This is a genomic window from Amnibacterium sp. CER49, from assembly GCF_029846255.1.
GTDB lineage: Bacteria > Actinomycetota > Actinomycetes > Actinomycetales > Microbacteriaceae > Amnibacterium.
In genome coordinates this window covers 254,674-276,503 of record NZ_JARVWQ010000001.1, presented here as the reverse complement: position 1 = coordinate 276,503, position 21,830 = coordinate 254,674, and the positions used below count along the sequence as shown (strand labels likewise).

General features: G+C 68.3%; 18 protein-coding genes. 7 read left to right on the top strand and 11 right to left on the bottom strand.

Going from position 1 to position 21,830, the window contains the following annotated elements; translation table 11 throughout:
• Nucleotides 1-22: 22 nt before the first annotated feature.
• Nucleotides 23-802: a 3-oxoacyl-ACP reductase gene (locus QDR37_RS01325; RefSeq protein WP_279711735.1), complete on the top strand. Its 780-nt coding sequence runs from the start codon at nucleotides 23-25 to the stop codon at nucleotides 800-802.
• Entirely contained in the window at nucleotides 802-1,527 is a 726-nt protein-coding gene (locus QDR37_RS01320) for a gamma-glutamyl-gamma-aminobutyrate hydrolase family protein (RefSeq protein WP_279711733.1), read from the top strand. The genes QDR37_RS01325 and QDR37_RS01320 overlap by 1 nt, the downstream gene beginning before the upstream one ends.
• A 158-nt stretch (nucleotides 1,528-1,685) precedes the next feature.
• On the opposite strand, the gene QDR37_RS01315 is transcribed toward QDR37_RS01320, so the two are convergent.
• The 8 genes from QDR37_RS01315 to QDR37_RS01280 form a co-directional block, all read right to left on the bottom strand.
• On the bottom strand, nucleotides 1,686-2,261 hold the full coding sequence (locus QDR37_RS01315) for a flavin reductase family protein (protein WP_279711732.1): 576 nt from the start codon (nucleotides 2,259-2,261) through the stop codon (nucleotides 1,686-1,688).
• A 20-nt stretch (nucleotides 2,262-2,281) separates the two neighbouring features.
• A complete protein-coding gene (locus QDR37_RS01310; protein WP_279711731.1) occupies nucleotides 2,282-3,733 on the bottom strand; it encodes an APC family permease in 1,452 nt (483 codons plus the stop codon).
• A 95-nt stretch (nucleotides 3,734-3,828) separates the two neighbouring features.
• Entirely contained in the window at nucleotides 3,829-5,229 is a 1,401-nt protein-coding gene (locus QDR37_RS01305; RefSeq protein ID WP_279711730.1) for an LLM class flavin-dependent oxidoreductase, read from the bottom strand.
• Nucleotides 5,230-5,233: 4 nt separating this feature from the next.
• Nucleotides 5,234-6,415, bottom strand: a complete 1,182-nt coding sequence (locus QDR37_RS01300) for an acyl-CoA dehydrogenase family protein (RefSeq protein ID WP_279711728.1) — start codon at nucleotides 6,413-6,415, stop codon at nucleotides 5,234-5,236.
• Nucleotides 6,412-7,632, bottom strand: coding sequence for an acyl-CoA dehydrogenase family protein (locus QDR37_RS01295; RefSeq protein ID WP_279711727.1), 1,221 nt, complete (start codon nucleotides 7,630-7,632; stop codon nucleotides 6,412-6,414). Before QDR37_RS01295 ends, QDR37_RS01300 begins: the two co-directional genes overlap by 4 nt.
• 157 nt (nucleotides 7,633-7,789) lie before the next feature.
• Nucleotides 7,790-8,650: a carbohydrate ABC transporter permease gene (locus tag QDR37_RS01290; protein WP_279711726.1), complete on the bottom strand. Its 861-nt coding sequence runs from the start codon at nucleotides 8,648-8,650 to the stop codon at nucleotides 7,790-7,792.
• Entirely contained in the window at nucleotides 8,647-9,585 is a 939-nt protein-coding gene (locus QDR37_RS01285; protein ID WP_279711725.1) for a sugar ABC transporter permease, read from the bottom strand. Before QDR37_RS01285 ends, QDR37_RS01290 begins: the two co-directional genes overlap by 4 nt.
• Nucleotides 9,582-10,724, bottom strand: a complete 1,143-nt coding sequence (locus tag QDR37_RS01280; RefSeq protein WP_279711724.1) for an extracellular solute-binding protein — start codon at nucleotides 10,722-10,724, stop codon at nucleotides 9,582-9,584. Before QDR37_RS01280 ends, QDR37_RS01285 begins: the two co-directional genes overlap by 4 nt.
• 590 nt (nucleotides 10,725-11,314) lie before the next feature.
• On the opposite strand from QDR37_RS01280, the gene QDR37_RS01275 reads away from it, so the two are divergent.
• The 4 genes from QDR37_RS01275 (at nucleotide 11,315) to QDR37_RS01260 (ending at nucleotide 17,178) form a co-directional block, all read left to right on the top strand.
• The gene (locus tag QDR37_RS01275) at nucleotides 11,315-12,217 is read left to right on the top strand and encodes a GNAT family N-acetyltransferase (RefSeq protein WP_279711723.1); all 903 of its coding nucleotides are present in this window, start codon (nucleotides 11,315-11,317) and stop codon (nucleotides 12,215-12,217) included.
• Nucleotides 12,214-13,908, top strand: a complete 1,695-nt coding sequence (locus QDR37_RS01270; RefSeq protein WP_279711722.1) for a DUF4091 domain-containing protein — start codon at nucleotides 12,214-12,216, stop codon at nucleotides 13,906-13,908. Before QDR37_RS01275 ends, QDR37_RS01270 begins: the two co-directional genes overlap by 4 nt.
• A complete protein-coding gene (locus tag QDR37_RS01265; protein ID WP_279711721.1) occupies nucleotides 13,905-15,833 on the top strand; it encodes a DUF5107 domain-containing protein in 1,929 nt (642 codons plus the stop codon). The genes QDR37_RS01270 and QDR37_RS01265 overlap by 4 nt, the downstream gene beginning before the upstream one ends.
• A gap of 124 nt (nucleotides 15,834-15,957) precedes the next feature.
• On the top strand, nucleotides 15,958-17,178 hold the full coding sequence (locus QDR37_RS01260; protein ID WP_279711720.1) for an SIS domain-containing protein: 1,221 nt from the start codon (nucleotides 15,958-15,960) through the stop codon (nucleotides 17,176-17,178).
• Between the two features lie 543 nt (nucleotides 17,179-17,721).
• Here the strand turns inward: QDR37_RS01260 and QDR37_RS01255 are convergent.
• Nucleotides 17,722-18,165: a hypothetical protein gene (locus tag QDR37_RS01255; protein ID WP_279711719.1), complete on the bottom strand. Its 444-nt coding sequence runs from the start codon at nucleotides 18,163-18,165 to the stop codon at nucleotides 17,722-17,724.
• A 536-nt stretch (nucleotides 18,166-18,701) separates the two neighbouring features.
• Between QDR37_RS01255 and QDR37_RS01250 the strand changes: the two genes are divergently transcribed.
• The gene (locus QDR37_RS01250; RefSeq protein ID WP_279711718.1) at nucleotides 18,702-19,616 is read left to right on the top strand and encodes an EamA family transporter; all 915 of its coding nucleotides are present in this window, start codon (nucleotides 18,702-18,704) and stop codon (nucleotides 19,614-19,616) included.
• Between the two features lie 359 nt (nucleotides 19,617-19,975).
• Here the strand turns inward: QDR37_RS01250 and QDR37_RS01245 are convergent, their stop codons facing one another.
• Both QDR37_RS01245 and QDR37_RS01240 read right to left on the bottom strand, forming a co-directional pair.
• Complete coding sequence (locus tag QDR37_RS01245) at nucleotides 19,976-20,275, bottom strand: hypothetical protein (RefSeq protein ID WP_279711717.1); 300 nt, start codon at nucleotides 20,273-20,275, stop codon at nucleotides 19,976-19,978.
• Nucleotides 20,276-20,904: 629 nt separating this feature from the next.
• Complete coding sequence (locus QDR37_RS01240) at nucleotides 20,905-21,411, bottom strand: hypothetical protein (protein ID WP_279711716.1); 507 nt, start codon at nucleotides 21,409-21,411, stop codon at nucleotides 20,905-20,907.
• Nucleotides 21,412-21,830 lie beyond the last annotated feature (419 nt).

The window sequence follows — 21,830 nt, the reverse complement described above, 5'->3', positions numbered from 1 at the left end:
ACCGCAAGAGAGGCAGAACCACATGGGCAAGCTCGACGGCAAGGTCGGGGTCATCACCGGCGGATGCAGCGGGATCGGTCTCGCCACCGCCAGGAAGTTCGTCGCCGAAGGGGCCGAGGTCGTCATCGGCGACGTCGACGCGAAGAACGGACCCCGGATCGCCGAGGAGCTCGGCGGCGCGTTCGTGCAGGTCGACGTGACCGACGCCGAGCAGGTCGACGCCATGTTCGCCCTCGCGAAGCAGCGCTTCGGGGCCGTCGACATCGCCTTCAACAACGCCGGCATCTCGCCCGCGGACGACGACTCGATCCTGAAGACGGGCATCGAGGCGTGGGACCGCGTGCAGAAGGTCAACCTCACCAGCGTCTACCTCTGCTGCAAGGCAGCCCTGCCGTACATGCTCGAGCAAGGCAGCGGCTCGATCATCAACACCGCGTCGTTCGTCGCGCTGATGGGCGCCGCGACCTCGCAGATCTCCTACACGGCCTCCAAGGGCGGCGTCCTCGCGCTCACCCGCGAGCTCGGCGTGCAGTTCGCCGGCAAGGGCATCCGCGTGAACGCGCTCTGCCCCGGACCCGTGAACACCCCGCTCCTGCGCGAGCTGTTCGCGAAGGACCCGGAGCGCGCGGCCCGACGGCTCGTGCACATCCCGATGGGGCGGTTCGCCGAGCCGGAGGAGCTCGCGAACGCCGTCGCGTTCCTCGCCAGCGACGAGGCGAGCTTCATCACCGCGACCGAGTTCCTCGTCGACGGCGGTCTGACGCACGCGTACGTGACGCCCCTCGAGTCCGACTTCGCGTGATGCCGGCGGCGCACACCCCGGTCATCGGGATCACCACCTACCGGCAGCCGGCGGCCTGGGGGACCTGGCGCGACGTGAGGGCGGACCTCCTGCCGTCCGACTACGCGATCGCGGTGGAGCGGGCCGGCGGGGTCCCGCTGCTGCTGCCGGTGCTGGCGTCCGCGGAGGCGGCGGCGGCCGCGGTCGCCCGGGTCGACGGACTCGTGCTCGCGGGCGGGGCAGATCTGAACCCGGCGCTCTACGGCGAGCAGCCGGACCAGAGCGTGCTGACCTGGTACGACGACCGCGACGCCTCGGAGCTGTGGGTGCTCGCCGCCGCGGACGCGGAGGAGCTGCCGGTTCTCGGCGTCTGCCGCGGGATGCAACTCATGGCCACGGCTGCCGGCGGCGCGCTCGTGCAGCACCTGCCCGACGTCGTCGGGCACGCCGGCCACTCGGGCACGCCGAGCGGCTACGGCGAGGTCGAGGTGCGGCTCGAGGAGGGCACCCGCATCTCCTCGTTGCTGCACCGCGGCTTCACCGCCCCGTGCCACCACCACCAGGCGGTCGCCAGCCACCCCGGCTACGTCGCGGCCGCGCACGACGCGGACGGCGTCCTGCAGGCGATGGAGGCCGAGGGCGAGCGGTTCAAGGTCGCCGTGCAGTGGCACCCGGAGGCGAGCAGCGACGCGGGCCTGTTCGAGGGCCTCGTCGGGGCGGCGCAGGAGGCGCGGGGCCGGTCCTGACCGGGACGGGCGCCCGCCCGAGCAGCCGATCGTCGGCCGCGCCGCCGCAGCACCCGGAACGTCGCCGTCTCGTGGCCGGGAGTCAGACGGGCGCCGGTTCGGATCCCGTCACCGGCGGAGCGGGGCTCGACCGGGCGGCCACCCGCCCGGTCGAGCCGTCAGCCGTCATGGCGTGTGTGCGGGCCCAACGCGTGGTAGCCGCGGTTGTGGTACACGAGCGGAGCCTCGTCGCCGTCCTCGTCAGGGAGCGCCGCCTGCAGGGCATGCGCTGCGATCACCGTCGAGGTGCCCGCCTCCATGCGCTCGATGACGCGGGCGCGGATCCAGACGTGCGCGGCGGGGAAGTACGGCTCGCCGGTGAGGAGTCGATCCCAGATCGACCGGTCGGCGAACCGGTCGATCCCGCTCGTCGCGCAGAGCCGGGCGAGGTCGACCTGGGCCGCTCCGAGCAGGTGCACGATCACGGTGTCCGCGCGCTGCAGGGTGGGGGAGGCTGAGGAGCTGCTCGAGACGGAGAAGATGAGCAGCGGCGGCTCGGCGCTCACCGAGAACACCGAGGTGGCGGTGAGACCGACCGGGCCGTCGCCGGCGTCGGCGGTGATGACGGCGACCCCGGCGGCGTGATTCCGGAACGCCGTCTTGAAGTCCGCCGCACTGAGCCCGCCGAGACGAGCGGTGCCGGCTCGGTGGTCGTTCGCCGGCTCGGCGCCCCCGCGAGTGATGTGCTGAGTCATGTCGTCGTCGTCCCGTCCGGTCAGTCGACCTCGGCGCCCTTGCGGACGCGGGCGACCACCGGGCCGAGTACGAACGCCGCGGCGAGCAGCACCAGCACGCCGATCGACAGCGGTCCGTAGGACTTCTCGCCGACCAGCGTCGGCAGGTTGAGCAGGATGACCACGAGGAAGGCGACGAGGCCGACGAGGCCGATCACGGGTGCGACGACCGCCCGCCACGTGCTCACACCGCGGCGGTCGCGACGGAAGATCGCCAGCACCGCGGCACTCGTGAGCGCGAGCAGCAGCACCACGCCGACCGAGGAGATCCCGCCGAGCCACGTGTAGAACTGCGCGATCGGGTCGAGGCGCAGCCCGACGGCGAGGGCGAGGAGGGCGAGCACGATCCCGCTCGTGAGCAGCGACGAGCGGGCCGGCGACGCCCAGCGCGGGTGCGCGATCCCCAGACCGGAGTGGATCACGCCCTTGCGGGCGAGCGAGAAGAAGTAGCGGGTCGCGATGTTGTGGAACGACAGGATGCACGCGAAGAGGCTCGTCACGAACAGCACCTGGATGAGGTGCTCGCCGACGGTGCCCAGGTAGCGGCCTGCGGTGGTCGCGAGGATGGTGCCGGCGTTGCGGCCCGCCTTGTCCGCGATGCCGGTCTGGCCGTTGCCGCTCACGAGCGCCCAGCTCGAGACCGTGTAGAACACGCCGATCGCGATCAGGGCGATGTACGTGGCGCGGGGGATGGTGCGGTCGGGGTCGCGGGCCTCGTCACGGAAGACGGCGGTGGCCTCGAAACCGATGAACGACAGGATCGCGAACAGGATCGCGAAGCCCGGTGCGCCGGAGACGAGCGTCTTCGGGTCGGCGAGGGCGGTGGAGTACCCCTCGGGGCCGCCGCCTGCGAACACGATGGCCGCGTCGAGCGCGAGGACGATCAGCACCTCGGCGACGAGCATGACGGCGAGCACCCGGCCGGAGAGCTCGATGTTGAAGTAGCCGAGCAGGGAGACGGCGGCGAAGCCGACCAGCGCATAGACCCACCACGGCACGTCCGGCACGCCCCACGACTGCAGCAGGGCGTTCGCGCCGGGGCCGAGCAGGCCGAAGACGCCGGCTTCGAGCGTGAGGTACGACAGCAGCGCCGTGAACGCGGTGCCGAGGCCGGCGGCGCGCCCGAGGCCCAGATCGACGTAGGCGTAAAACGCGCCGGCGGACCGGACGAAGGGGGTGGCGGCGGTGAAGCCGACTGCGAAGAACAGCAGCACGGCGGTCGCGACCACGTACGTCGACGGGAAGGCCGCGCCGTTGCCGAATGCGATGCCGAGAGGAACGGGGCCCCCGATCACGCCGAGGGGTGACGCGGCGGCCACGACGATGAAGACGATGCTGGCCACGCCGAGCGAGCCGCGCAGCGCACCACCCGTCACAGCGCGTTCCGGCGCTTGCGCTGCCTGGTCGGTCGTGGGCAGGGAGCTGGTCGTCATGGTGACTCGAGTCCTTCGTTCAGGGGCCTGGGTCGCGACGGTAGCGAGGAGGAAGTGCCTGGAAACGACCGTTACCGACTGTTGCGGCCGGTGCGTTACGCCCGGTTTCGTCCGGCGTCCTCGGGAGTCGGCACGTCGATGCGCACGGTTGCGGCGGGGTGCGGCGCTGCCGTCCGCGGGCCGGAGCCGAGCTTCTCGCGCAGCGTGCCGGGGGCGTAGTCCCGCTTGAAGCGGCCGCGAGCCTGGAGCTCCGGCACGAGCAGGTCGACGACCTGTTCCCAGGCCTCGGGGACGACCGTTGCGGCCAGGTTGAACCCGCGTACGCCGGTCTGCTCGACGATGCGCTCGATGCCGTCGGCCACGGTCGCGGCCGATCCGACGAGCACGGGCCCGTCGCCGCCGACGCGGACGTAGTCGGCGATCTCGCGCGGCGTCCACCGCTTCGTCGGATCGGTCGCGGTGAAGGCGTCGACCGTCGACTGGATCGCCTGGCTCTCCTCCCGCTGCAGCACGCGGTCCGGGTCGAGGGCCGCGAAGTCGATGCCCGTCCAGCCGGAGATGAGCACCTGGGCGCCGACCGGATCCGCGACCTCGAGGTACTCCTCGAAGCGCCGTCTCGCATCCTGGTCGGTCTCGGCGACGACGACGGTGAGCTGCTGGATCACCGGCACCGGGGCGCGTCCCGCGGCCTCGACGGCGTCGTTCGCGGCCGCCACCTGCCGAGCGAGCACCTCCGTGCTCGGCGCGGCGACGAAGATCCCCTCCGCGTGGCGGGCCGCGAAACGCAGGCCACGCGGCGAGGCGCCGGCCTGGAAGAGGAACGGCGTGCGCTGCGGAGACGGCTCGGCGAGATGGATGCCCGGCACGGTGAAGAACTCGCCGCGATGCCCGATCGGGTGCACCCGCGACGGCTCCACGTACACAGCGCGCTCGGCGTCGAGCACGACGGCGTCGTCGTCCCAGCTGCGCTCCCACAGCTTGTAGCAGACCTCGAGGTACTCGTCGGCGATGTCGTAGCGGCGATCGTGCGCGACCTGACCGGGAACGCCGAGATTCAAGGCGCCGCTGTTCAGGTACGAGGTGACGATGTTCCAGCCCACCCGTCCGCGGGTGAGGTGGTCGAGGGTCGACATGCGCCGCGCGAACGGGAAGGGGTGCTCGAACGACACGGACGCGGTCACGGCGAGGCCGAGGTGCTCGGTCGCATGCGCCATCGCGGGCAGCAGCTGCACGGGGTCGTTCACCGGGATCTGTGCGGCGGAGCGCAGGGCCGCGTCCGCACCGGCGCCGTACACGTCGTAGACGCCGAGCACGTCGGCGAGGAACACCGCGTCGAGGCGGCCGCGCTCCAGGGTGCGGGCGAGCTCGACCCACCACTCGATGTCCAGGTACCTGCGCGACTGATCGCGGGGGTGCCGCCACGTGCCCGCGGACAGGTGCCCGGGCGTGTTCATCGTGAAGGCGTTGAGGATCAGCTCGCGGTCGGCCACGGGCATCGGGTCACTCCTGGTTCCGGGCGGGGCTCACACCGACCGCCCACTCGTACGGCGGTTCGGCGTCGTTGACAAGGGCGTCTCCGACGATGCGTGCCTTGAAGGCGGCGGGGTTGTGCGAGGCGACGGTCCTGGCGTTGCGCCAGTGGCGGTCGAGCAGTCGCGGCCGGCCCGTGGCCGACGCACCGAGCGGGTCGAACAACGCGGACGCCGCCTCGATCGCGAGCGGACCGACGACGACCTGCGCCCGAGCCGCGGCGAGCTCGGCGTCGCGCTTCGTCGCCGCGCCGGTGCTCGCGGCCTCGAGCACCGAGCTCGCGCCCACGACGATCGCCTCGGCGGCAGCGGCCGATGCGGAGATGCGGCCGACGATCTCGAGCAGCTGCGGGTCGCGTCGGCTCTGCGCGGCCGTCCCGTGGCTGAAGACGCGCGCGCGGTCCTGCAGCTCCGCGACGACGTCCCGCTCGACGGCGGCGCTGATCCCGGCGAGGACGGCGACGAGCACCAGCTGGTAGAAGGCCGTCTGCGTCGGGAAGCGGTCCGCGAAGTCGTAGACGTGCTCGGCGACCGCGTCCTCGAACACGGCCGTCCCGGTGCCGGTGAGCCCCTGGCCGAACCCGTCCCAGTCGTCGAGCACCGTGACGCCCGCCTGGTCACGCCGCAGGAGGGCCGCGTACTCGTGCCCCTCCTCGTCCGAGGCCGTGGCATCGATCCACTCCGCGAAGATGCTGCCCGTCGTGTAGTACTTCCGGCCGGTCACCGACCACCGATCGCCGTTCCGGCGCAGACGGGTGGCGGTTCGGCCGACCGCCACCGTGCCGACCTCGGTGACCGCGTTCCCGACGGTCTCGCCGTTCACGAAGCGCCGCAGCCAGGCGTCGCGCTCCCCGCCGGGCGCCGCGGCGAGCCGGTCCTCGACGAAGGCGAAGTGGCCACGCAGCGCCTGTGGAACGTGCGGGTCCGCGGCCGCGAGGCGCGTGAGCAGCAGGAACAGCTGCCGGATCGTCGCACCGCCGCCACCGAGCTCGGCCGGCACCCGGAGCGCCGTGAAGCCGGACGCCTGAAGCAGCCGGATCTGCTCGAAGGGCAGCGTCCGCTCGCGCTCGCGATCGAGGGCGTGCTCGCCGATCTCGGCGAACACGGGGGCGTAGCGGTCGAGCAGCGCCGCGTCGGGAACGGTCCCGCTCATGTGTAGAGCGAGACGGGCTGCACGGTCCCGTTCAGGAAGTGGGCTCCGACTTCGACCTTCTTGTAGTCGACAGGATCATGAAGGCTGTGGGTGCGCACGTCGCGCCAGAAGCGGTCCAGCCCGACCCGGTTGCTGGTGGCGCTCGCTCCGGTGGCCTCGAAGACCCGGGCCGAGACCTCGAGTCCAACCTCGGTGGCGACGACCTTGAGCGCCGCGACCTCGACCTCGATCCGAGCGCGGTCCTCCCATGTCGCTGCGTGCCCGAGTGCGACGACGTCGTCGTAGCGGCGGTTCAGCCGGTCCGCGAGCGCTTCGACGGCGGCGGTGCGGGCGACCAGCTCGCCGAACAGGCGGTGCACGAGCGGGTCGTCGGCGTAGCGGTCGGCGGCGCTCAGGAACCAGGCATTCTGCCGAGCGCGGGTGACGGTGCGAGCCGTGGCGAGCGCCCCCTGAGCGACCGCGAGGTAGAGGTTGCCGAACAGGAGCTGCACGCCCGGGGTCACGATCGACGAGAACGGGTGACCCGTGTCGGTGCCGATCACGTCTTCGTCGGTGACGAGCACGTCGTGGTACTCGACCGAGCCGCTCGCCGTCGCGCGCATGCCGAGGTGATCCCAGTCGTCGAGGTGACGCACACCGTCACGACGGGCGTCGATCGCGAAGACCAGGGCCTGCCCGTCGTAGGCGCCGCCCTCGGCGACTGCGGAGGCGAGGATGACATCGGCGGCGCTCGCTCCTGTCGCGAACCGTTTCCTCCCGGTCAGGCGGTAGGCCTGCCCGTCCGCCGTGAGCCGGAGGTCCGGGCTGACAGGGTTCAGCGAGTCGCTCCAGAACCACCGCCGCTCCGCGGTCCTGCGGAACCAGGCAGCCCGGCGCTCTCCCTCGCCGTAGAAGCCGATGCAGGCCTGGTTCAAGTAGGAGTAGCCGACGACCAGCCCGAGCGAGGCGTCGGCCTGCGCGAGGTGGCGAAGAACGCCGAATGCGGTCTCCCAGTGAGCGCCCCGGCCGCCGTGCTCCGCGGGCACGATCAGATCGGCCAGGCCCGCCGCGCGGACGAGGGCGAGTGCCTCCTCGAGGCCGGCGCCCGCGCGGTCGCGATCGGCCGCGCCCTCGTTGAGCTCGGCCGCGACTTCGGCGGCCAGGCGGAGCCACTGCTGCTCCGTCTCCTGCGCTCGACCGGTCCACGGACTGGCGGTGATCGGTGTGGTGCTGGTCATCGCTCCCCGGTTCGTTGGTGCTGGCCATGGTGGCGGCGCACCCGTGCACCGATCGAGTCCTCCCGCAACGAGGCGTAACCGTCCGCGCCGTGACAGGCGCCACGCGGGCGTGGAGCGTGGCCGCCCTGATGTGACGGCGCGGCTGCCGGGGGCCGGGCTATCGGGATGCGCCTTTGAGGAGACCGGACACGAGATACCGCTGGAGCAGCACCACGAGAAGTGCCGGGACGGCGAGGCCGAGAAGACCTGCGGCTGCTTGAACGCCGAGGTCCTGGGCGAACTTGGTCGCGAAGGTCGGAACCAGCAGGGTCAGCGTCTGTGTGTTCGGGGAGTTCGTGAAGATGCCAGGGAGCAGGAACGCGCCCCAGGCACCGAGGAAGACGACGACGGCGGAAGCCACGACGCCGGGGGCGACCAGGGGGCCGACGATGCGGATCAGGACGCCGCCGGTACTGCAACCGTCGAGCCGAGCCGCTGCCTCGAGGTCCGCAGGTAGGGATGCGATATGGCTCCGCAGGATCCACACCGCCAGGGGTACGGAGCCCGAGGCAAGAATCAGGATCACGAAGAACGGGACATTGATCTGGCCCGCCTGCACGGCGAACTGGAACAACGGGATCATCACAAGGTAGACCGGCATCGCCATCGTTGTGACGAGCAGCGTCAGGATGGTGCCGGATCCCCTGAATCGCAGTCGCGCGAACGCATACGCCGCAGGCAACGCAAAGAGCAGTGTCAGCGCCGTCGCGCCGACAGCCTGCAGCGCGGAGTTCCCGATCGCCATGAAGAAGCGCTGTGCGTCCGGATTCGCAGGGTCGAGGACTGCTGCGTAGTTCGACCAGGTGAACGAGAACGGCAGGATGGGGGGCGGCGACTGGTGAATGCCCGCCGGCGTGGAGAAGCTGACGACCACGCCCCAGTAGATGGGGATCAGCGACCAGCCGATCACGATGACGCCGACGATCGCCTGTATCACGCGGCGAGTGGCATGATGCTTCGTTGGTGCCTTGAAGGTCACATCTGCTCCTCGCGATAGACGACCTTGAGAAATACCGCCGCGATGAGCGTGGTCGCCACGGTGGTCAGGATCGATGCCGCATAACCCAGCCCGAAGTTGAAGTCACGGAAGGCGTAAAGGTAGGTCTGACCGATCAGGGAGATCTTGTTCGGGTCGAATCCCGCGAGGACATACACCTGGTCGTAGATGCCGATGGCGGAGACCGCTGCGTTGACGAGCACGATTGCAAGTGCAGGTCTCAGCAGCGGCAGCGTGATCGAGGTGAACCGCTGCAGCGCGGTAGCGCCGTCGACATAGCTCTGCGCATAGAAGTCTTCCGGGATGGATTCGAGCCCGGCGAGGAAGATGATCGCCCCGAGCGGCACGAGGCCCCAGCAGAACGACAACGCGATGAAGACCTGCCCCCACAGCGGTGAGGCGATCCAGATCTGCGGCTGATCGATGACCCCCAGCGATTCGAGCACACCGTTGAGCAGACCGCTGCCGGTCGGATTGAGGATGAACGACCAGAGGTTGCCGGCGACCGTCCCGGGCACGGCCCACGGGAGAATGATCAGTGTGAGGGCGATCACCCGCGCCCTGCCGCCGAGGCTCTGCATCCACATGGCCATGAGCAGTCCGAGCAGGAGCGCTACGACGACCGCCACGACGATGTAGACGCCCGTGTTACGGACCGCCTGCAGGAAACTCGGATCCAGTAGCGCGTTGAGATAGTTCCGCAGACCGATGAAGTTATGCGCCGTTGGATTCGTCAGGTCGCCCTGGCGGAAGCTGTCGATCGTGCTCTGGACCGCGGGGAAGAAGATCAGCAGGGCGATGATGATCAGGGCGGGGGTCACCAGCACATAGGCACTGGTGACCTCCCGGGCGCGAAGCGACCAGCGACTCCGCACTCCCTCGCGGCGGCTCAACTGCATCCGCTCGCTATCGGTCATTGTTGAGCGTTGAGCGCGTTGACCTGGCTGACGAGACCTGCGACCCCCTGCCCAGAGGACTTGCTGCCGACCGCCACCGACTGAACCATCGAAGCCACGTTGCTGGAGAACTTCGAGTACCAGGTCGGCGAGCCTCCCTCGAAGATCGGCTTGATGCCCATCGCCGCGTCGACAAGGGGCTGACCGCCCGCGAGCTTCCCTTGCGACACGAGCGTCTTGAGCGCTGCGGCGTTCGGCGGCAGCAGGCCGGCAGCGGCGTAGGCCGCGTTCAGCTGGTGCTCCTGGAGGTACCAGTTGACGAAGAGCGCCGCGGCCTCCTTGTGCGTGCTCGCCTTGGGGATGCCCATCCCGTCTTCGAGACCGACGGACCCGGCGGAGGGAGATCCATCGGGCGTCGGCAGCGTCGTGAAGGTGACCTGATCCGAGCTGATCTTGCTGTTCGACGGCTGCGCGTAGTAACCGAGGCCCGCGGGGCCGCCGGAGAGCATCACTGCCGAGTCGCCGTTGCCGAATGCCTGACCCACCTGCTGGTCGGTGAGGTTCACGGAACCCGGGTCGATCAATTGCTTGGAGAAGAGCGTGCGGATGAGATCGAGGGCTTTTGCCCCCGCGCCGCCGGCCTGGAACGCAGGCTTGCCGTTCTTGAGGACCGCGTTCCCCGACGCCCGCACGAGCGCATACCACGGAGTGGCGGCGCCTTCGGTGATTGAAAGCGGCTCGGCGACGGGATACTTCACGACCCCCTTCGACTTCAGCTTCTCCGCGGTCGTGATGAGCTCGTCATAGGAGGTGGGGGGTTTGTTGATCCCGGCCTTCTTGAGCAGCGTCATGTTCCAGAGCGTTCCGCGGAAGTCGAGGTTCCACGGCAGTCCGATCGTCTGCCCCTTGTAGGCGAAGAGGCTTTGCCCGAGGTCGTTCTTGATCGTGCTGCTCGGCACCCATTTCTCGAGGGGCTCGAACCAGCCCGCGGCACCGACTTGCCCGATCCACGCGGGGTCCAGGTAGACGACGTCGGCGAAGGCGGTGTTTGCTGCCCCTGCCGTCACGATCTTGTCGTGGATGACGTCGTACGACGGGTTCTGCATGTGCAGCTTGATGCCGGTCGCCTTCGTGAACTCGGCCAGCGTGCTCTTGGGCATGCCCTGATAATTCGGGAGTCCCACCTCCAACGTCGTGCCGGAGTACTTCTTGGTGAGGACGCCGGGCTTGAAGCCCGACGCAGATCCACTTCCACTGGCAGTGGCCCCCGCGCTGCACCCGGCAAGGCTCGCGACAAGGCTGACGGCTACCAGGACGGGCGTGAATGCACGACGCATCTGCTGGTGTGCTCGCCGATGCGCGGAAGGGCCATTCATAGTTGCTCCTCAGTGAGCTGGAGTCCGATCAGTGGCGTCATTCGTGACGGTCCGACCGATGAGTCGTGTGTGACAGGAGTAGGTCCTGCAGGGCTGGACCTGAGGCTCGGGCGAGACGCTAGGACAGCGAATGTCACGATCGTGTCTCGGTGCAGCACATGAGCAGTCGGGATGCGCACTTGCACGCGTGCGTTGACGCCGCCACTGCTTCTTGGGGAGCGTCTGCTGCCGAGCGCTGATGGGCAGACGGTCTTCTTCATTGTCGAGCGACTTGCGCTCCGTTCGTCTCAACCGTCGAGCAACGATCTGGGCGCACGAGGGCAGGCGATCGGTGTCCTGTACGGACGATTCTCATTAGCGAACGGAATGCGTAGATGTCTGTGGTGGTCCGGGTCGTCGATTCGCAGACGCTCCATTCCCACGCGGCCGTTGTTGCCGAGGCCTTCGCGGCGGAACCTGATCCGGAAGCCATCGTCCGCTGCGTGGACGTGGACGTCGCCGGCCGGTCCACGATTCGCTTCGCAGCCGAGCGCAACGGGCGCACCGTCGGCATCGCTGTAGCTGGACTGCAAGGGAAGTCGGCGTTCCTCGACCTGATAGCGGTCAGCCCCGACGTCCACGGAATGGGCGTAGGGCGCTCGCTCCTCGAGTCGTTCGAGGATTCGCTCGGCGGCCGCGGCGCGGAAGAGTTCCGCGTCGGCAACAGCACGCTGGGTTACGTGTGGCCAGGGGTGTCGAACAGGCGCTCCGCCGCGTTGGCGATGCTCATCCGCCACGGCTACACGCGTACCGACGTTGCGACGGACCTCGGAGTCGATGTGACCCGTCCCTTCGTCGGGGACGGCGCCGTCGAACGCCTGGCTGCTCACGGCGTGACCATCCGTCGCGGCACCCCGGACGATCTGGCGAGCGCTCGGGCCTACATCGAGTCGACCTTCACGGTCACCTGGGCCAACGAGGTCGAGTACGGGCTGACCCGCCCGGGGGCAAGCGTGTGGTTCGCCGAACGGGGGGGCCAGATCGTCGGATTCGTCGCAGTCGGCGTGTTCCGGCAGCACGTGCTCGGTCCCATCGCGACCGACCCGAAGCTGCAAGGCGGCGGGGTGGGTGGAGAGCTGCTCCGTCGAGGACTGACCGATCTTCATGCCGCCGGCGTTCGCCACGTCCGAATCGGGTGGTCCGCCGAATCGGCCTTCCCGTTCTACTCGAGGACCGTCGGCGCGTCCTGCGTCGACACCTTCTGGATGTTCACGAAGAAGAACGGGGAGATGCAGTGACGACCGAGCCCGTTGGCGCCGGCAGCTGGGACATCGCTGTGGTGAACAGCCTGGTGAAGGTGCACCCGGATTACGCCCCGCGGGCGTCCGACAGGGATCTCTACCTGAGCACCACGCTCGGGGAGCCTGTCTCCTTCCAGGTAGCGGTCCGCCCGCCGGCCACCGGCCATTTCCAGCCCCAGGAGACGCTTCACGTCAGCGTCGAGCCGGGCGACGGAGCACGCGCCACGATCCAGACCGTCGAACTCGTGCCGAACGACCTCCCGTCGTTCCGGCAGCACGACGACGGGTACGAGCGCGACGAACCGGGTCTGTATCCCGACCTCCTACGCCTGGCCCCCGACGGCCTCTTTCGGCCGCTGCTCGCGGGTTGGAGCGCCGTCTGGATCGACATCCAGGTCGATGACCCGCAGCACGCAGGAGATCGGCACATCCAGGTCGAGCTGACGCGCGGCGACACGGTGCTGCTCTCCGCGACGCTCGAGCTGTTCGTCGCTCCCGTGACGCTCGCTCCGTTGTCCATCGTCAACACGGCCTGGCTGTGGCTGCAGTCCATCGCGGAGTACCACGGCGTCGAGGTGTTCTCTGAGCCCCACTGGCACCTGATCGATCGTGCTGTCGCTGCAGCGAGTCATGCACAGATCAATTCGCTGCTCACCTCGGTGTGGACTCCTCCGCTCGAGACCGAGGTGGGCGCTCGACTCCTCACTACGCAGCTGGTGGACATCCACCGCGTGGGAGGCCGGTACCGGTTCGATTTCGCGAAGTTGAAGCGTTGGGTCGAGATCTGCCGACGCCATGGAATCGTTCACCTTGAGATCGCCCACCTCTTCACGCAGTGGGGAGCGCATGCGACTCCCTCGATCTGGGTCTCGGTGGATGGGGCGCTCACGGAGGAGTTCGGGTGGCACGTTCCGGCGGTGGACCCGGGCTACCGGCGATTCCTCGAAGCCTTCATTCCCGCTCTCACGACGTTCCTGGAGCAGAACTGGTCGCTTTCGAACGTTCTCTTCCATCTCTCGGACGAGCCCGAAGGGGAGTCAGGGCTCGCCGGGTATCGCGCCGCGCGTGAAGTGGTCGGCGAGCTCCTCGAAGGATTCACGGTCGTCGATGCCCTGAGCGACGTCGAGCTCTTCGACGAGGGCTTGATCGAATGCCCCGTGGTGGCGACGGACGCCGTCATGCCCTTCTTGGAGCGCGCTGTTCCCAACCTGTGGATCTACTACTGCGTCGGACAGGCTCGAGATGTCGCCAACAGGTTCATGGCGCTTCCATCGAGTCGTAACCGCGTGCTGGGTCATCAGCTCTTCGCTTTCGGCTGCGGCGGTTTCCTGCACTGGGGATTCAACTTCTATTCCACGCGGCTCTCGCGCGCGCGACTCGATCCCTACGCGAACACAACAGCGGGAGGTGCTTATCCCGGGGGAGACGCATTTCTCGTATACCCGGGTATGGACGGCGAGCCGGAGGCGTCGATCCGATCCCGCGTGTTCGCGCAGGCCATGTACGACCATCGCGCGCTCACGATGCTCGCCGCCCTGGGGGACACCGGCGCCCGCGAGCTCATCGACACCGATGGCGATGGGGGCGCGTTGCGATTCGACAAGTTCTCCTACGACGACGGCCATTACCTGCGGGCGCGCGCCGAGGTCAATGCGAGGCTCTCGGCGCTCGAAGGTGTCGCTCGGTGACGCCGCGCGGGAACGGAGATGGTTCGCCTCCGACGACCACGCTGACCTTCTCCTCGGTGTCCTTGCACGGCGCTGGCCTGGGGGCCGAAGGCGACTTCCCGTTGATCGGCCTCGTTCGAGGCGGACACGGCGACGCCGGCGGCCTTCGCGACGCAAGTGCGGTCTCCGTCGCGCCGTACACCCCGTGGGCGTCGTACGGACGCCAGCACCGGCCCTTCAGCGCTCAGGTCGCGACGCTCGAGAACGAGCACCTGAAGGCGACGTTCCTCACCGAGTTCGGCGGCAGGCTCTGGTCCTTGGTCGAGAAGTCCTCAGGGCGTGAGCTCCTCCACCAGCCGGCGTCGGTCCAGCCAGCGAATCTCGCGCTTCGGAACGCTTGGTTCCCGGGTGGGGTCGAGTGGAACCTCGGCGTGCGAGGTCACTGGGGACTCACCGCCGACCCGGTTCACGTCGGCTTGGTCGAGACACCGGCAGGGCCCGTGCTGCGGATGTGGGAGTTCGAGCGGCTGCTGCGCGTCGTATGGCGCATCGATGTCTGGCTCCCGAGCGACTCGCGCGCGCTCTTCGTGCGCCCCTCGATCACGAACACCACAGGCGCGGCGATGCCGATGTACTGGTGGTCGAACATCGCGGTACCACAGCAGCCGGACTCTCGGGTGATCGCACCAGCCCATTCAGCCCAGCGGTACGGCTACGCCCCCGAGCCGATTCGTCTGGAGTTCCCCGTCGTCGAGGGGATCGACTTCAGCTATCCGGAGGGCGCTCCCGCCACCGAGGACTTCTTCTTCGACATCGAGGACGCCGACGCGCCGTGGATCGCGGGCGTCGACGGTACGGGCGCGGGGTTGTTCCACCTGTCGACGTCGCGACTCGTCGGGCGGAAGCTGTTCGTCTGGGGCGCGTCGCGAGGAGGACGGCGTTGGCAGACCTGGCTCTCCGGTGACCGTGCCTACTACGAGATCCAGGCAGGTCTTGCGCCGACGCAGTTCCTGTACGAGACGCTGCCGTCCGGAGCCACATGGTCCTGGACCGAGGCGTACGGCTCGGTGCGTAGCGCCGTCGACCGCTCCACCGGCTCTCCTTGGGACGGTGCGATCCGGTCCACCCGGGCAGCCATCCACGACGTGGTCTCGATCGAGCAGCTCCACCGCGAGGACGCGGCAGCCGCGACGTGGTCGGCCCGGGAACCGGATCACATCCCGAACGGGCGCGCCTCGGCCTGGGGCGCGCTCGAGGTGCAAGCGGGCAATCTGCCGCACACCCCCGCCACGCCGTTCAACCACATGCAGCTCGGTCCGGCTCAGCGGCCGTGGGCCGAGTTCGTCGTCAGCGGACGGTTGCCCGTGTGCAAGCCTCCCGCACCCGCGGTCTCCGGCCATGAGTGGCTGGAGCGCCTGAGGACGACGAGCAGCAACTGGCACGACCTCCTCCAGGTGGCCCTCGTGGAAGTCAGCGTCGGACATACGGACGACGCCATCGCCTCGCTGTCGGCTTCGATCGACCTCGAGGACACCCCGTGGCCACGACGCCATCTCGCGGTGCTCCTCTCGCTCAGAGGGCAGCACGAGGAAGCCGTCACACATCTCGCGGCAGCGCTCGCAAGCCTGCCCGAATCGCTGCAGCTGCTCACTGACGCGCTCGAGATCTACCACCGTGCAGGTCGGCCCGACCGCATCCTGTCCGCTGTCGAGGCGGCCAGCCCGACCTTCCGTCGGGCCGGGCGAGTTCGCTACTGGGAGGCGCGCGCCGCGCTGAGGACCGGCGATGTCGCTCGCGCGTCGCACATCATCGAAGAGGGCATCGAAATCCCCGATCTCCGGGAGAGCGACGACATGCTCGAGCGCCTCTGGACGGAGTGGCAGGCGGCGACGAACAGCGACCTTCCCCTGCCTGAAAGCTGGGACTTCCGGATGTACAACGAGTAGCGCACCCGGATCGGCGCGGAACGCCCTATCCGAGCCAGAGGCACGAGTCGCCCGAGGCGACCGTTCTCTCTATCGCTCGGAGCACGCTCGCTCGCGGGCTGCCCATCTCGAGCAGCTCCCGCCGGTGCTGTTGCTCGACGGGCGCGGGATGCTCTCCGCTTCTCCCCACCTCGACAGGCGACACCCTTCCCTACGGAGACCATCGATGACCGATACCACCATCCCGCCTGCCCACGTCGGCGTGGGAACCGCGACCGAGCGGGAGATCAGCCAGCAGCCCGATGTGTGGCGCGAGACAGGCCGGATGGTCGCGGGCCTCCGGACCGAGATCGAGGCCTTCCTCGCGCCGCTGCTCGCCGAGCCGGACCTGCGGATCGTGCTCACCGGCGCTGGCACCTCCGCGTTTGTCGGCGAGGTCGCCGCGCCCGCGCTGGCCCGCCGACTCCGGCGGCGGGTCGATGCTGTCGCGACGACAGACCTCGTCTCGGACCCGCTCAGTCGCCTCGCGGAGGACGTGCCGACGCTGCTGGTCTCCTTCGCGCGCTCCGGTAACAGCCCGGAGAGCCTTGGAGCCACCGACCTTGCTGATCGGGTGCTCAGCGACGTGCACCACCTCGTCATCACCTGCGACCCGGTGGGGCAGCTCTACACGGCGCACGAGGGGCGCGCGAGGTCTCGCAACCTGGTCACCCCGCGCAGAGCGAACGATGAGGGCTTCGCGATGACCTCGAGCTTCTCCTCGATGCTGCTCACCGCGTTGCTCGTCTTCCTCGGGGATGATGAGGCTCTCGTAGAGGCGCTCGCAACCGCGGGGGAGCAGGTGCTCGAAGCGCGGGATCGGGTGCAGCGGCTCGTCGAGCGCGACCCTGCGCGGATCGTCTACCTCGGCAGCGGCTCCTTGACCGGCCTTGCGCGCGAGTCCGCGCTGAAGGTTCTCGAGGTCACCGCCGGCCGCGTCGACACCTACTTCGACTCCTCACTCGGCTTCCGGCACGGGCCGAAAGCGGTGCTCGATGACCGAACCCTCGCAGTCGTCTACGGGTCGAACGACCCGTACATCCGCCGGTACGACGACGACATGACACGCGAGCTCCGCGCCGCGCTGGGCGGGGCTTCGGTGCAGGCGCTCTCTGCGGGCCGCACGGCACCGGCCGCGGACTTCGGCATCGATGGCGTGGAGGGCGTCGACGACGCCTTCCTCGCGCTGCCATTCGCCGTCTTCGCGCAACTGATCGCCCTACACGCTTCGGTCCGGGCCGGCGTTCCGACCGACAACCCGTTCCCGGGCGGAGCCGTGAACCGTGTCGTCCAGGGAGTCACGATCCACCCGCTCGAGGGCCGCTAGGTCGGGGCGATCGCGGCGCCACATCAGGGACTACCGGCGCCGCGAGCAGGACTCGATCCTGCAATCCACGGAGAAGTGTCGGAGTAGTTGCGGGAGCTAGCAAGTGATGGCTTCACTGGTCGTCTCCGAGCTCACCGGCTGATGCGCAGCGTCCTTGAAGGATTGGACGCAGGGTCTCGAGTGGAAGTCCGTTGCGAGACAGGAGACGGGTCGTCCCCAACGACCACGACATCGGTAAGCCGCCGCGTCGCCCAGTCCGAGTGTCGATGGCCGACATCATCGAAGCGATCGAACTCGACATGGACACCGCCCTGCCGGGCGAGCCGAGCAGCCGGAGCCATGCAGTCTCGCGTCTGCGGACGGTGGTATAGCGCCACCTCGTCGCCCTGGCCGCGCCCGGCGTCCTCGTCTCGGTCGCGTCACCGCGGCACAAGCAACGGACTGCTATACCGAAGCGCGACGTGAGGACGGACCCCCTAGCCGCGCGCCCGCGGTGTCCGCCGCGCGATGCGAGGACCGTCTGCACCCGATCTCGAGCCGCTCTCAGGTGCAGTGGTCGAAGTCGACCGTCCGGTCGACGACGAGCTTTCCGTCGGCGTATCGGACCTGAATGGTTCGGCGAGCGACTTCGTCGGCGTTCGAGGGGGATGAGCCGACACGGTTCAACCGGAACGTCTCCACGAAGTGCGAGCCGTTCGCAGAAGCGGTGAAATGCCGTACCTGGTCACCCACATACTTGACCCCGGTGTCGGTCGTGCCCCTCACGTGGATGTTGATGCGGCCGCTGAGGTGCTGCGGGGACTGGTAGGAGTAGACCTCCTCGATGAACCCGGTCAGGTAGGTCGTTTCCCCGGTGCAGGGGTTCGTGTACGTGTAGTCGACCGGATATCGCGACTGCTGGTTGTTGATGTTGCTGGCGAGCGCCGGCGTTGCGGCTCCGAGGGTGAGGGCCGCGGTTGCGGCGGCAGCCAAGAGTGCATGACGCATGGGGTCTCGCTTTCGCTGGAGTCGGATGGGTTCGGCGCCGGCGCAGCGCCTGACGTCGCGGCGCCGCCGTCTCTGCGGGCAGAGCCTCGACCTCACCGCGCACGCCTATCTAGACCGAATGGGCCCTAGCGGACACCCTTCCCGCCCGTGTAGGTCCCGTCAGGTGGAGGGCAGATAGGGGACCGTTCGTCCTCGATGAATAGGGCCTGATCGCGGAGGTTGTCGGCGGCGCCGAGGCCCCGTGCCCCTGCCGCCTGCTCCGCCTCGATGCGCTGACCGTCCGCACGGCCTCTGAACTGGGCCAGCCCCGCAGCGCGAGATGCAGCCTGTAACAACTAGTAGGTAGGTTGGTACCGTGAGCTCGTGAGAACTCCGCACCACAGCATCCGAAGGACGGCTCACGGTTCAGCTTCGAAACCGGCACGTCGACCTCGCTCTCGGCGACGTCCGCATGCTCCGGGAAGCGACGGGTTCTGCTTTCGTGCAAGGCGCGAGCGAGCCTGCCGAAAGAGCTGTGGCTGGACATCATGAAGAGGATGAGCCTCCCGGACCTCTGTTCGGCCATACTGTGTGCGGTCCTGTGGGGATTCAATTTCGTTGTCATAGCGATAGGTCTTCAGGACTTCCCTCCGCTGCTCTTCGCCTCTCTGCGGTTTCTTCTCGCCGCGGTCCCAGCGATGTTCCTTGTTCGGCGTCCCGGTCTCGGGTGGCTCAGGGTCGTGCTCATCGGGCTGCTGATGAGCGTGCTTCAGTTCGGAGCGTTATTCGTCGCGATGAAGCTGGGTATCGGGGCGGGCCTGGCGTCGGTCGTCATTCAGTCGCAGGTCGTCTTCACGGCGCTCATCGGCGCGCTGACCTTGCGTGAGCGTCCGAGTGGGGGTCGGACCGTGGGCCTGCTGATCGCCGTATGCGGCCTCTGCGTCATAGGAATAGGCGCTTCGTCCACGAGCTCGGTCGCGGGCTTCGTCTTGTGCCTTCTCGCGGGATTGGCTTGGGGTGGCGGCAATGTGCTCACCCGGGCGACGTTGCCCGCGCGCCCCTTCGCGCTTCTTATCTACAGCAGTGCCGTCGCGCCGCTGCCGTTGCTCGGGCTCTCCTTGGTCACGGAGGGGCCCGCGAGCGACCTGCACGCCCTCCTGAGCCTGAACCTGATGGGGGTCCTGGCCCTTGTTTATGTCTCCGGCGGCGCTACCCTCATCGGTTTCGGTCTGTGGTACCGGCTTCTCTCTCGTTATCCCGCTGACAGTGTGGCGCCGTTCACGGTGCTCGTGCCCATCGTTGGTCTGCTCTCGGCGTGGGCGGTCTTGGGCCAAGCTGCGACCCCCACCGATCTGCTCGGTGCGGCGATCGCCGTTGCTGGTCTGGTCGTCATACACGGCTGGGGAGCACGAGGGGGCGGTAGAGGTTCCCCGCCTCCGCCACGCGGCGGCTACCGGAAGGAGTCGACGTAGGGCGGCGAGCAGCGTCGGTGCGCGACGGGCTCAGCAGGCACGCCAATAGCGCGTGCACGCAGACCGGAGCGGGCTTGGACGGAGGACCCGATCCTTCATCCGGGAAACAGCATGGAGGTCAGCAGGTGGACAAGGTCCAGTCGTCGTGGTCCATCGCCGCCCGCCACGGCCGCAACGAACTCCGGTATGCGGTCGGGCGGGATGGCTCTCGGGCCGGGGCGATCGTCTTCTGCTGATTGCGAAGCGGAATACACAGCACCGCACGCGCTGTCGAAGGACTTCTTCACTGGACCGATCGCGCGAGCGCTGTCAATCAGGCGATGCGCTTCGCGACGGTCGGGATGCCGCGAGGCCCCTGATCAGAACTCGTTCTCGAGGTTCGCCTCGACCCGCGTACGGTACGCATCGGTGGTCGTCGCCTCGGTCACCTCCACCGAGCGGACCGACACCGGCACGGCGACAGCCGCGGCCATCTCCTGGATCACGTCGCGCAGTGCGGCGTCGAGCAGCGCGACCGGGTCGCCCCCGGCGTCGCCGACGTAGAGCCGTGCCTTGACCTTGATCGTCGCGTCAGAGCCGCCGCGCCCAACGGGGAAGGCGGAGCAGCCGTCCAACGTCAGACCACGCCGGCCGAACGGCTTGCTCGCGCGGAGCGTCATGGCCCGTACGAACTGGGGGGCGCCGAGCCGAGCGACCCCGCAGAGAGCTGTGCATTCGTAGCGGACCTTCATCCTTCGACGGTAGCCCGCTCGCGTCGCCGATCCGGCCCGAGTGGCAGGACGCGGTCCATGGATCGACATCGAGCGTCGGAGCGAGCCCCAGCGGCGAGCGCGAGAACCCGGTCGAGAACGACCTCGAGTCGGTCGTCGGCTCATTGCGTGGGCAATGCGTGGGGAGCTGTCCTCCCCGGGTGGACGAGGAGGTGCCCGAAGCGACCCCTCATCAGGCAGAACGTGCGCCCCGAGCAGGACTCGAACCTGCAACCTACGGATTAAGATTTGCAGGTTTCGCTCAGTGCTCGGGAATCACCATATGAGCCCTGACCGGGTATTTTCTATCACCATGACTTCGCTCAATCACCAGAATACGTCTCCAATGTTCGGGGTAAGTTCGGGGTTGAGCACCTGCAATTTGTTCTGCGAAGCGGGCCGTCGAGAGTCGGGGTGAACAAGTCGGGCGACCACTCGACGCGTCTCGGCAGCAGGCGAGCGAGACGCCTTGCGAGTGAAGACGAGTTTGGATGGACCTCCTCGCTCACCGCTCCGCGTCAGAACCCTGCGCCGGAGCGCTAGCGGCGACCTACATCAGCCAGCAACGATGGGAGGAAGGCGAACACCGGCGCAGCGTTACCGTGTACCGAGGTACCGCTCTCAATTCGCACCGGTTCATTCCGGTCCTTGTAGCGCAGCTCGAGGACCATGCTCCAGGGCTTTTCAGCGGGACCGTTCGACTCGAGGAGCGTGGCTTCGTACAAGGCCGCCCGGGGTGACGCGACGACCTTGCTCGGTTGCCAGGCAGTCCCGCCCCGAAGCGTGGTCGGCGCAAGCTCGAGCCGCATGTGCTTGGTGAAGACGGTCGCCGAGGCGGTCGTGTCGAAGCCGTCGGTTGTGAAGCCGCCGACGGCGAACTGGATTTCCTGGCCGCTGGCCATCGTGGCGAGCCGCTCGACCGCTGTCCCAGCCCATTTGCGGGCTATCTCGTTCCCTCCGTGGAACGGGTTTGTCCACTGTGCGTCCGATAGGACTAGCCAGTCGTAGATCTGCTGGAACGGGCTGTCGTCTTCGGCGTCGGTCACAAGCCACATCATTGAGCGTGGGTCGGACAGTGCGGATCGCGCCCGCAGAGTGACATCTCGCAGGCAGATTAGTGAGAGGCTCCGAGCGGTAAAGTCTGACGCGACGGTGCGGTTGGTCGCTACCGCATGCCGTGGCGGACGAGGCTGTGATCGCACCTTGAGCGACTGTCGTAGCAGCCTGGTAACAATAAGAATGCGCATTTTCATCAGCAGCGTTCGACGTGGCCTCGAGGTTGAGCGGGACGCGATTCCGGGCCTCATCCGTGCCCTTGGCCACGAGCCAGTGCGGTTCGAGGACTTCACTGCGCAGTCCGTGCCCAGCAGGCAGGCGTGTCTCGACGCCCTCGAGACGTGTGACGCGTACTTGTTGTTATTGGGCCCGTATTACGGCTATGTATTCCCAGAGACTGGCCAGTCCG

Bases quoted from the DNA above. Each gene is read 5' to 3' on its own strand.
- QDR37_RS01325 (WP_279711735.1), top strand. From the start codon at position 23: ATGGGCAAGCTCGACGGCAAGGTCGGGGTCATCACCGGCGGATGCAGC.
- QDR37_RS01320 (WP_279711733.1), top strand. From the start codon at position 802: ATGCCGGCGGCGCACACCCCGGTCATCGGGATCACCACCTACCGGCAG.
- QDR37_RS01315 (WP_279711732.1), bottom strand. From the start codon at position 2,261: ATGACTCAGCACATCACTCGCGGGGGCGCCGAGCCGGCGAACGACCAC.
- QDR37_RS01310 (WP_279711731.1), bottom strand. From the start codon at position 3,733: ATGACGACCAGCTCCCTGCCCACGACCGACCAGGCAGCGCAAGCGCCG.
- QDR37_RS01305 (WP_279711730.1), bottom strand. From the start codon at position 5,229: ATGCCCGTGGCCGACCGCGAGCTGATCCTCAACGCCTTCACGATGAAC.
- QDR37_RS01300 (WP_279711728.1), bottom strand. From the start codon at position 6,415: ATGAGCGGGACCGTTCCCGACGCGGCGCTGCTCGACCGCTACGCCCCC.
- QDR37_RS01295 (WP_279711727.1), bottom strand. From the start codon at position 7,632: ATGACCAGCACCACACCGATCACCGCCAGTCCGTGGACCGGTCGAGCG.
- QDR37_RS01285 (WP_279711725.1), bottom strand. From the start codon at position 9,585: ATGACCGATAGCGAGCGGATGCAGTTGAGCCGCCGCGAGGGAGTGCGG.
- QDR37_RS01280 (WP_279711724.1), bottom strand. From the start codon at position 10,724: ATGCCCAAGAGCACGCTGGCCGAGTTCACGAAGGCGACCGGCATCAAG.
- QDR37_RS01275 (WP_279711723.1), top strand. From the start codon at position 11,315: ATGTCTGTGGTGGTCCGGGTCGTCGATTCGCAGACGCTCCATTCCCAC.
- QDR37_RS01255 (WP_279711719.1), bottom strand. From the start codon at position 18,165: ATGCGTCATGCACTCTTGGCTGCCGCCGCAACCGCGGCCCTCACCCTC.
- QDR37_RS01250 (WP_279711718.1), top strand. From the start codon at position 18,702: ATGAGCCTCCCGGACCTCTGTTCGGCCATACTGTGTGCGGTCCTGTGG.
- QDR37_RS01245 (WP_279711717.1), bottom strand. From the start codon at position 20,275: ATGACGCTCCGCGCGAGCAAGCCGTTCGGCCGGCGTGGTCTGACGTTG.